General features: G+C 69.7%; 12 protein-coding genes and 1 pseudogene. 9 read left to right on the top strand and 4 right to left on the bottom strand.

Features of this window, described 5'->3' with window-relative positions:
- The coding region (locus tag IE312_RS38820) for a glycosyl hydrolase 115 family protein (protein WP_229899069.1) at positions 1 to 1,684 on the top strand (1,684 nt) is incomplete at its 5' end.
- Here IE312_RS38820 and IE312_RS04995 read toward each other — a convergent pair.
- The 3 genes from IE312_RS04995 to IE312_RS04985 form a co-directional block, all read right to left on the bottom strand.
- Positions 1,675 to 2,265: a Uma2 family endonuclease gene (locus tag IE312_RS04995; RefSeq protein WP_189978703.1), complete on the bottom strand. Its 591-nt coding sequence runs from the start codon at positions 2,263 to 2,265 to the stop codon at positions 1,675 to 1,677. The two genes, IE312_RS38820 and IE312_RS04995, sit on opposite strands and share 10 nt — an antisense overlap.
- Before the next feature lie 44 nt (positions 2,266 to 2,309).
- Positions 2,310 to 3,203: a helix-turn-helix domain-containing protein gene (locus IE312_RS04990; RefSeq protein ID WP_189978701.1), complete on the bottom strand. Its 894-nt coding sequence runs from the start codon at positions 3,201 to 3,203 to the stop codon at positions 2,310 to 2,312.
- Positions 3,204 to 3,342: 139 nt separating this feature from the next.
- Complete coding sequence (locus tag IE312_RS04985; RefSeq protein ID WP_189978699.1) at positions 3,343 to 3,891, bottom strand: ATP-binding protein; 549 nt, start codon at positions 3,889 to 3,891, stop codon at positions 3,343 to 3,345.
- Between the two features lie 138 nt (positions 3,892 to 4,029).
- Between IE312_RS04985 and IE312_RS04980 the strand changes: the two genes are divergently transcribed.
- Together IE312_RS04980 and IE312_RS04975 are read left to right on the top strand one after the other, a co-directional pair.
- On the top strand, positions 4,030 to 4,875 hold the full coding sequence (locus IE312_RS04980; protein WP_189978697.1) for a helix-turn-helix domain-containing protein: 846 nt from the start codon (positions 4,030 to 4,032) through the stop codon (positions 4,873 to 4,875).
- Positions 4,872 to 5,060: a DUF397 domain-containing protein gene (locus IE312_RS04975; RefSeq protein WP_189978695.1), complete on the top strand. Its 189-nt coding sequence runs from the start codon at positions 4,872 to 4,874 to the stop codon at positions 5,058 to 5,060. Before IE312_RS04980 ends, IE312_RS04975 begins: the two co-directional genes overlap by 4 nt.
- 17 nt (positions 5,061 to 5,077) lie before the next feature.
- On the opposite strand, the gene IE312_RS04970 is transcribed toward IE312_RS04975, so the two are convergent.
- Entirely contained in the window at positions 5,078 to 5,587 is a 510-nt protein-coding gene (locus IE312_RS04970; RefSeq protein WP_189978693.1) for a hypothetical protein, read from the bottom strand.
- Positions 5,588 to 5,867: 280 nt separating this feature from the next.
- On the opposite strand from IE312_RS04970, the gene IE312_RS04965 reads away from it, so the two are divergent.
- The 6 genes and pseudogenes from IE312_RS04965 to IE312_RS38815 form a co-directional block, all read left to right on the top strand.
- Positions 5,868 to 6,335, top strand: coding sequence for a hypothetical protein (locus IE312_RS04965; protein WP_189978691.1), 468 nt, complete (start codon positions 5,868 to 5,870; stop codon positions 6,333 to 6,335).
- 21 nt (positions 6,336 to 6,356) lie between these two features.
- On the top strand, positions 6,357 to 6,911 hold the full coding sequence (locus IE312_RS04960; protein ID WP_189978688.1) for a hypothetical protein: 555 nt from the start codon (positions 6,357 to 6,359) through the stop codon (positions 6,909 to 6,911).
- A 415-nt stretch (positions 6,912 to 7,326) separates the two neighbouring features.
- Positions 7,327 to 7,635, top strand: a complete 309-nt coding sequence (rpsJ, locus tag IE312_RS04955; protein WP_003948644.1) for a 30S ribosomal protein S10 — start codon at positions 7,327 to 7,329, stop codon at positions 7,633 to 7,635.
- Positions 7,636 to 7,651: 16 nt separating this feature from the next.
- Positions 7,652 to 8,296: a 50S ribosomal protein L3 gene (rplC, locus tag IE312_RS04950; RefSeq protein ID WP_020135811.1), complete on the top strand. Its 645-nt coding sequence runs from the start codon at positions 7,652 to 7,654 to the stop codon at positions 8,294 to 8,296.
- An 8-nt stretch (positions 8,297 to 8,304) separates the two neighbouring features.
- The gene (gene rplD, locus IE312_RS04945; protein WP_189978686.1) at positions 8,305 to 8,958 is read left to right on the top strand and encodes a 50S ribosomal protein L4; all 654 of its coding nucleotides are present in this window, start codon (positions 8,305 to 8,307) and stop codon (positions 8,956 to 8,958) included.
- Positions 8,958 to 9,134: pseudogene (locus tag IE312_RS38815) on the top strand (50S ribosomal protein L23); the annotation flags it as partial. The gene rplD and the pseudogene IE312_RS38815, both read left to right, overlap by 1 nt.

Genomic DNA, 9,134 nt, shown 5'->3' with positions numbered 1-9,134 from the left:
CCTCAGGAACGTCTGGGAGCAGCTCCACCAGGCGCACGCCCACGGAAACCACGGTCTGTGGGTGGCCAACGTCGGCGACCTGAAGGGCAACGAACTGCCCACCGAGTTCTTCCTGACGTACGCCTGGAACCCGTCCCGCCTGCCGCTCGACCGCCTCACCGCGTGGGAGGAGCGCTACGCCCGCCAGAACTTCGGCGCGGCCCAGGCCAAGGAGATCGCCTCGCTGCTGGCGGAGTACGGCCGGCTGCAGGCCCGCCGCAAACCCGAGCTGCTGAACCGCCGGATCACCCTCTCGGGCGACCGGGTCGTGTACGACGACCAGCAGACCCCGTACTACTTCGCGCACCGGGAGCTGGAACGGGTCACCGAGGAGTGGCGCGCGCTGGGCCGCCGCGCGGAACGCGTCGAGCGGAGGCTGCCCGGGGAGCTGCGGGACGCGTGGTTCGAACTGGCCGGCTACGCGGTCACGGCGACCGCGAACCTGTACGCGCTGCGGGCGGCCGAGTTCACCAATCTGCTGTACGCGGCGCAGGGCCGGGCCGCGACGAACGACCGTGCGGCACAGGCGGAGGCGGCCCTCGACCGGGACCTCGCCCTGGCCGACCGCTTCGACTCGCGCGTCGCGAACGGCAAGTGGCAGGGCTTCCAGACCCAGCCGCACATCGACTACGGCGATGTGGAGCGCTACGGCCCGAACGCGCCCTGGCAGCAGCCGGAGAAGGACGACGTGGCCCTGCCGGACGTGCTGTTCCCCGCGGTCAGGCGCATCGAGGTGCCCTCCGGGGTGGAACTGGGCGTGTCCGTGGACGGGGCCGAGGACGCCGGTCGGTGGTGGCCCGGAGGCGCTTCCTCGGCCGCGTCCCTGCCGCCGTTCGGCCCGTACCAGACCCGCCCCCGGCAGTACGTGGAGATCTTCAACCGGGGCCGTACCCCCTTCCCCTACGAGGTGTCCGTCTCGGCCCCATGGCTGCGGGTGGAGCGCCCTCGGGGCCGGGTGGAGCAGCAGGTCCGCCTGGAGGTGGAGGTGGACTGGTCCCGGGCTCCGGCCGGGCGCGCGGAGGCGACCCTGACGGTGCGCGGCGCGGGCGCGTCGGTCCCGGTGCGCTGCGTGGCGGAACGCCCCACTGGCGTGCGGGTGGGGGGCTTTGTCGAGGCCGGCGGCTACGTGGCGGTCGACGCCGAGCACTACGACCGCGCCGTGGGCCACTGGCGCCGCATCGACGGCATCGGACGGACCGGAGCGGGCATGACCCCCTGGCCGGTGACGTCCCCGAGCCGGACCCCGGGCGGCGGCTCACCTCACCTGGAGTACGAGGTGACGCTGCTGTCCGCCGCCGGCGAGGTGACCGTGTGGGCCCACCTCTCGCCCCGCAACGCGGCCGTCCCGGGCGTGCAGGGCCTGCGCTACGGCGTCTCGCTGGACGACGGCCCGATCCGCACGGTGGACATCACCGCGGGCGCGGACGACGGCGCCCTGAACACGGTCTGGGCCCGCCACACCTCGGACAACGTCAACGCGACGGCCACCACGCACCCCGTGACGGGGGCGGGCGTCCACCGGCTGAGGTTCTGGATGGTGGACCCGACGGTGGTGGTGCAGCGGCTGCTGATCGACACGGGCGGGCTGCCGGAGCTGTACCTGGGGCCGCTGGAGAGCATGCGGGTGGGGGAGGGTCACTCGTAGAGCGGCAGACCGTCCGTCGCGATCGTCCAGTCGGCGATCGTCACGTCCTCCCCGTAGACGAAGTCCTTACGGGTGGCGTAACGGGGGCCGTCGGGGGTGGGGTGGATGTCGGTGAGGACGGCGCCGGTGCCGGTGCGGGGGTCGAAGACCGCGTAGACCGGGATGCCCATCAGGGGATAGTCGCGCATCTTGGTGACCCAGTCGTTGTCCGGGTTGGAGCGGGATACGACCTCGATGGCGGCGATGAGGGTGCGGGGGTCGAAGGAGCCCGGGACGTCCATGTCCTCCATGGTGATCACCATCATGTCGGGCCGGCGCATGAGTCCCTGGGACTCGTCCTCGACGTCGGGTTCCCCCGTGTGCGCCACGATCTCCTCCGGCATCACCTTTTCCAGGCGCCTCCGGAGGTGCACAGTGGTCAGCTCGTGCGGACCGACGGGCGACATCATGTCGTGGACGATCCCTTCCTGGGTGATCTCGAACTTGCCGGGCAGGGTGTCGTCCGCGGACTGGACGAAGTCCCGCATGGCCCGGTATCGGTGGGAAGCGCCCTGCCGCGCGTTGTCCGGTGCGATGGTCATGGCGCTCGCTCCTCGTCTGTGCCCAGGGGCAAGGATCGTCGCCTTCATGCTAGGCCTCCTCCAGGAGATCGATCGGCTCGGCAGTCACGGCAGCGACCGGGGACCGGCGCCCGGAAAGCACGCTCGCAACCGTCGCAGGTCTGCAGGGAGTACCGGGCGGCCGGGGGTGACTCGGGTGCGCGGTACGGCGGCAGGGGCGGGAGTCCGGCCGTCAGGCGGTGGGCCAGGAGGGCGGCCGGGCGGATCAGGGGTTCCTCCGGCAGGCCCGTGGTCAGGGCGTGGCGTACGGCGGTCGGTGTGAGGTCCCGCTCCAGCCAGGCCGCGACACCGGGGGCGAGGTGCTCGGCGGCGGTGGCGGACAACAGCAGGCGGGGGTCCGTGCGGCGCAGGCCGGCGAGGACGTCGGTGGCCGCGCGTAGCAGGGCGGGGGAGGGGGACACCGGTTGCGGCACGGCGGGGAGGGCGGCGCGGCGTGCGGGCTTCTGCTGCGCCGAGGTGGCCGCGCGGCGGCTTCGCGGGGCCTCGGACGCCTCACGCCGCCCGCCGGGTGGCCGCCCACCGGGCTGGTTGCAGGAGATCGTGCGGGTGACGATGCGGCCACCGGGGACCCGGGCACGCTCGCGGCGCAGGTAGCCGTGGGCCTCCAGCTCGCGCAGGGCGGCGGCGATACGGGTCGCGCCCTCGGGGAAGCGGGCGGCGAGGGTCTTGATGTCGACGCGGGCGCCGGGCGGCAGCGACTGGATGTGGCAGGCCAGGCCGATCGCGAGCAGCGAGAGGTCGGGGTGCTGGGCGAGGTGGTTGCCGATCACCGTGAACCGGGTGGTGTGGCGGGTGTGGTCGTGGATGAGCCCGCCGCCACCGTGACCCCGGTTCGGGTGGTTGTCGGCGGTAACGCGGGACTGGGCGCACGGGGGCGCGCTAGGGTTTCCGACGTCCATCGGGAAGATACGCCTTCCTCGGTGGTCAGGCCCTCGCATGGGATCGCTACTCCCGGCGAGGGCCGTCGCATGTCTGCGGTGTTGTTGCGCCGAGCGTAAGGCAGACAACCTGCCCCAAATCCAGCCGAGTTGCCGATGTTCACCCTCTGGGGTGAGTCTGCGCCGCGGGCGGGAGGGGTGGGGCTTGGCGGGGTTCTTTCACCCGGGTGTTCCTTGGGGAGGAGCCGCCCGTGCCACCGGAGCGGGGGGCGCCGGGTTCCGGTGCCGGGAGAACGACCTCCGCCCAGACGGTCTTGCGCGGATGCCGTCCCTCGGTGACGCCCCAGCGGTCGGCCAGGGCCGCGACGAGCACGAGCCCGCGGCCTGATTCACCGTCTTCACGCGGAGAGGCGAGCCGGGGCAGCCGGTCACCGCGCGTATCGGTGACCTCGATGCGGAGCGTGCCGCCGACGACGTAGAGCAGCAGCTGGAAGTCACGGCCGGGGACACGACCGTGGGTGACGGCGTTCGCGGCGAGTTCGGCGACGATCTGGGTCGGCGTCTCCAACGGCAATCCCCATGTGCGCAGTTGCTGCTCCGTGAGCAGCCGGGCCAGGCGGGCACCGCGTGGGGTGGGGGACAGGCGAACGCGGAAGTGCGGGATGCGGCCGTCGAGTCGGTCCTCAGGGGCAGCCGTTTCTTGATTCATGTCACTGAGCGTGGCGAAGTCTGCTTCCGTGAAGGGAGTGGCTGCACCTGTACGTACGGTGACTGTCCCGGGTTTGTCCCGGCTGTCCCACCTGTCTTGGGCGTTGTACGGGTACGAGTGCGCGCCGGAGGAGGAGCGATGGGCGAGGGAGTGGACGAGGCCGGCTGGGACGTGGAGCCCGGCGACGAGATCGAACCGGTGGTGCAGGCGGTGGGGCGCCTGCTCAAGGTCTGCCGGGAGGCGGCCGGGGTCTCGGTGCCGGAGCTGGGCGAGGCCATGGGGTACGGCGAGGACATGATCCGCAAGATCGAACGCGGGGCCAGGATCCCCCGGCCGGAGCTGCTGGACAGAGCGGACACGTTCCTGAAGGCACAGGGCCATCTGCGGGCCTTCACGGAGGACATGAAGAAGGCCCGCTATCCGAAGAAGGTGCGGGAGCTGGCGGAGATGGAGGGGCGGGCGGTGGAGATGTCGCTGTACAGCAACCACAACATCCACGGCTTGTTGCAGACGGAGGAGTACGCGCGAGCGCTGCTCCGCACCTGGCGGCCGGCCTACTCACCGGATCAGCTGGAGCGGATGCTGGCTGGATGCATGGCGCGCAAGTCCGTCTTCGATCGCTCACCCGCACCGGAGTTCAGTTTCGTCCAGGAAGAGGTGACGCTGCGGCGCCCGGTCGGGGACACAATGGTGCTGCGCCGTCAGCTCGAACACATGCTGGAGGTGGCCCGGTTGCCGTTCGTGGAGCTTCAGGTGATGCCGACTGCGCGGGCCAACCACCCCGGGACGGGGGGCCGAATCCAAGTGCTGAAGTTCGCGGACGGTACGGGGATGGGCCGTACCGATGGCGACTTCTCCGGCCGTCCGGTCTCGAACCCGAGGCAGCTCCGTGTCCTTGATCTGCGCTATGGCATCATCCGGGCTCAGGCGCTCACGCCAGAGGAGTCTCTGGTCTTCATCGAGCAAGCGCTGGGAGAACTATGAGCACCCCGGAACTCCGCTGGTTCAAGAGCAGCTACAGCGACAGCAGCAACGGCAACGACTGCCTCGAAGTCGCCCCCACCCCCACCACCATCCACATCCGCGACTCCAAGCGCCCCGAAGGACCCCGTCTCACCGCCACCCCGGGCGCCTGGGCGGCGTTCGTCGGCCTGGCCCGGCGGGGCTGAGGGACAGCGAGCCGGAATCAGCAGCAGTCGGGGCAGTCCGTCAGGGGCGGTGGCTCGGGGAAGGAGCGGTTGCCGTCCAGCCAGTCGGTCAGCCACTGCGCCAGGGTGAACCGCTCCGGGAAGAAGCAGTGGCGCTCGCAGCGTGCGTTCGGTTCCCAGCCCCACATGCGGCCTTCGGCCGTGCTGAAGTCGACGAACCACCAGACGGCGCAGCCCAGCGTCATCAGGGGCACCGTGTGGCGCGGGGGTTGCGTGGGTTCCGGCTCGGCTGATCCGAAGTCACGAGCGAGCTGGAGGAGCGACTCCTCGTCGCTGAACCACCGACCGGTGTCGGTGAGGGCCAGGACGTGGAAGTCGGGTCCGAACCCGCCGTCGGCGACTTCGACGTACAGGCGCCGCAGCAACGTGGGCATCGGCCACCCGACGATGGCCTCCAGCTCCGCGACGGCCTCCGCGGGCGCGGGGGGAGGCAGGCGGTGCGTCCGCGCGAAGTCCCAAACCCGTTCGACGATCTCGTCCTCACTCACCGGCCGATGATCGAGCCGGCGTCCCCGCTTGTCCAGGTCTCGCCGGTCGCCGGCTCTCCTCGACCCCGCGCAAGGGCTGAGTAGCAGTACTCAGGCGCCTCCCGGACCCCGTCGCTACGTTCGCCGCAGCAGTCGTACGGCGCTCTCGGGATGGACGTGGACACCAGTGCTCACAGGGCAATCGACCCGCTGCCTCGGTGATCGTCCGACGCTTCACCGGTTGGGCGTCGCCGTCGCCTGTGGCCTCGTCCTCCTCGCGGGAACGGGGTGTTCGAGCACGATGGATCGCGATACGAAGGCCGCCACCCTGGATGTCGGCAAGGCCAAGGACAAGGCGAAAGCGGTGTCCAGCCAGATCTACGAGCTGATCGACATCCGGAAGGGGAAGGTCACCCAGCCGGGTCCCAGTGTCGCCACCTGCGACCAGGACCCTGATCATCTCTACCAGACCGTGCACGCCTGGTCCGTCTACGGCGTCTCGGAGGACGAGCTGAAGGCCGGTTTCCAGCGTCTCAAGGAAGGTCTTCCCGGGAAGGGCTGGAAGATCGTCCAGTACGGACCGAACAAGAGCAAGGACCGGACGATCGAGATGACGGCGGACTCTCGGACCGAGCCCTTCTCGGTGAACGCGGAACTCTGGGTGTCCAGCCCGACGGCCGGCCCCGAGAAGGAACCCAAGATCCTCGTCAACGTCGTGTCCGGCTGCTGGCGAGCGCCCGAGGGCACGGACCTGAACACGGAGTACTGAGAGCGCATGAGGGTGCCGCGCGTGGTGTCGGCCGCCGTCGTGCTGATCACGTTCGCCACAGTGGCGGGGTGCGGCGGGGCGGGGCGGTCGGGAAGCAAGGTCACCTTGGACGAGCAGGAGGCGACCCGGCGCGCCGAGGAGATCATCCACCAGGCCGTGGACGGCATGTCTCCCGAGCCGACCCTTGAGCGGGTCCCGCTGGCGCCGATCGGCGCGTGCCTCGCGGACGAGCACAGCTCCGGCGAGCGCGTGCAGGTTCAGCTCACGTACCGGTTGAGCGGGGTGCCTGGCAGTGCGGCGAAGCAGCTCGTGCGGCAGGCCAGGGACGCCTGGGTCAAACGGGGCTACGCGTTTCAGTCGTCGGATGCCGACTGGAACGACCCGTACCCCACGGTGAGCATGCGGACCGAACGCGACGACTTCTGGATGGACGCCATCACCGGTGTCATGGACAAGGAGAAGGGGACGGGGGTCGCGTCCCTCGGTGTCACCTCGCCCTGTTTCCGGCCCGGCGACGCCAGTGCCCTCCGCGCGGGCCGGCCCCCGCTCGCCCCGCCCGATGCTCCACCGGTTTGACCTACATCACTTCCGGGGTAATCTCTTCGGCTCGATTGGCGGAGGGGCTGCCCCATATGGCAGACTGTCGGAGTTGCTCGGTCGAGTGTTGATGCTGCGCGCCTCCCGCCGGGAGGACCGGAAGCGAGTCCCACAGTACTCGTCGCCCTAACTGCCGTAAGGCAGCGCTGGGGCGGACGTACGGGAATCTTCCGGGAAGTGTGGGCGCGGCACCGGCCAGGCACCCGGTGGGCCTTCCGCCCCCGGCCTGCGGTTCCGGAAGGGCCGTGTGCATTCCTGCAGGGATGTTCGAACAAGGGACATCTGTGTCAGCGGGAGCGCGACACGCCCGACCGCGTGGGTCGGAGAAACGAAGGCAGCAGACGGAATCCACCGGGTTCCAGAGCGTAAGAAGAGACAGGACTACTGAGTAGCCATGGCGGGACAGAAGATCCGCATCCGGCTCAAGGCCTACGACCACGAGGTCATCGACTCCTCGGCGAAGAAGATCGTCGAGACGGTGACCCGCACTGGTGCGTCGGTCGCGGGCCCGGTGCCGCTGCCCACTGAGAAGAACGTGTACTGCGTCATCAAGTCGCCGCACAAGTACAAGGACTCGCGCGAGCACTTCGAGATGCGCACGCACAAGCGCCTGATCGACATCCTCGACCCGACCCCCAAGACCGTTGACTCTCTGATGCGACTCGACCTCCCGGCCGGTGTCGACATCGAGATCAAGCTCTGAGGCTGGTGGGCTGAGAATGGCTAAGCAGATCAAGGGCATCCTGGGCGAGAAGCTCGGCATGACGCAGGTGTGGGACGAGAACAACCGTGTTGTTCCGGTCACCGTCGTCAAGGCCGGCCCCAACGTCGTGACCCAGGTCCGTACGAACGACGTCGACGGCTACGAGTCGGTCCAGATCGCCTTCGGCGAGATCGACCCGCGCAAGGTGAACAAGCCCCTCAAGGGCCACTTCGCCAAGGCCGACGTCACCCCGCGCCGCCACCTCGTCGAGATCCGTACCGCTGACGCCAGCGAGTACACCCTCGGCCAGGAGATCACCGCCGAGGTGTTCGAGGCCGGCATCAAGGTCGACGTGACCGGCAAGAGCAAGGGCAAGGGCTTCGCCGGTGTCATGAAGCGTCACAACTTCAAGGGCCTCGGCGCCGGACACGGCACCCAGCGCAAGCACCGCTCGCCCGGTTCCATCGGTGGCTGCGCCACCCCGGGCCGCGTGTTCAAGGGCCTCCGCATGGCGGGTCGCATGGGCAACGAGCGGGTCACCACCCAGAACCTGACCGTCCACGCCGTTGACGCGGAGAAGGGTCTGCTGCTCATCAAGGGCGCGGTTCCCGGTCCGAACGGCGGCCTCGTCCTGGTCCGCACCGCGGCCAAGGGGGCCTGAGGTAACCGATGAGCACTGTTGACATCCTTTCGCCGGCTGGCGAGAAGGCCGGTTCCGTCGAGCTCCCCGCGGAGATCTTCGACGTGGAAAAGATCAGCATCCCGCTGATCCACCAGGTCGTCGTCGCGCAGCTGGCCGCTGCCCGCCAGGGCACCCACAAGACCAAGACGCGTGGCGAGGTCCGCGGCGGTGGCAAGAAGCCGTACCGCCAGAAGGGCACCGGTCGCGCCCGTCAGGGTTCGACCCGCGCGCCGCAGTTCGCCGGTGGTGGCGTCGTGCACGGTCCCGTGCCGCGTGACTACTCGCAGCGCACCCCGAAGAAGATGAAGGCCGCGGCCCTGCGCCACGCCCTCACCGACCGGGCGCGTCACAACCGCATCCACGTCGTCTCCGGCGTGGTCGAGGGCGACGTCTCCACGAAGGCCGCCAAGAGCCTGTTCGGCAAGATCTCGGAGCGCAAGAACCTGCTCCTGGTCGTCGAGCGCTCCGACGAGGCCGCGTGGCTGTCCGCCCGCAACCTGCCCCAGGTCCACATCCTGGAGCCGGGCCAGCTGAACACGTACGACGTTCTCGTCTCGGACGACGTGGTCTTCACCCAGGCCGCTTTCGAGTCCTTCGTCGCCGGCCCGAAGGCCAACGACACCGAAGGGAGCGAGGTCTGATGGCCATCCGTCACCCCGCTATCGCCTCGAAGGCCGCCAAGGCCGCCAAGGCCGCGCGCGTCGCCAAGGCGCGTCGCCACGCCACCGAGGGCAAGAACACCGTCGAGACCCCGCTGAGCAAGTCGTACACGGACCCCCGTGACGTCCTGCTGAAGCCGGTCGTCTCGGAGAAGAGC

The organism is Streptomyces capoamus (assembly GCF_014654935.1).
Taxonomy (GTDB): Bacteria; Actinomycetota; Actinomycetes; order Streptomycetales; family Streptomycetaceae; genus Streptomyces; species Streptomyces capoamus.
This window is presented reverse-complemented; position numbering and strand designations above follow the sequence as displayed.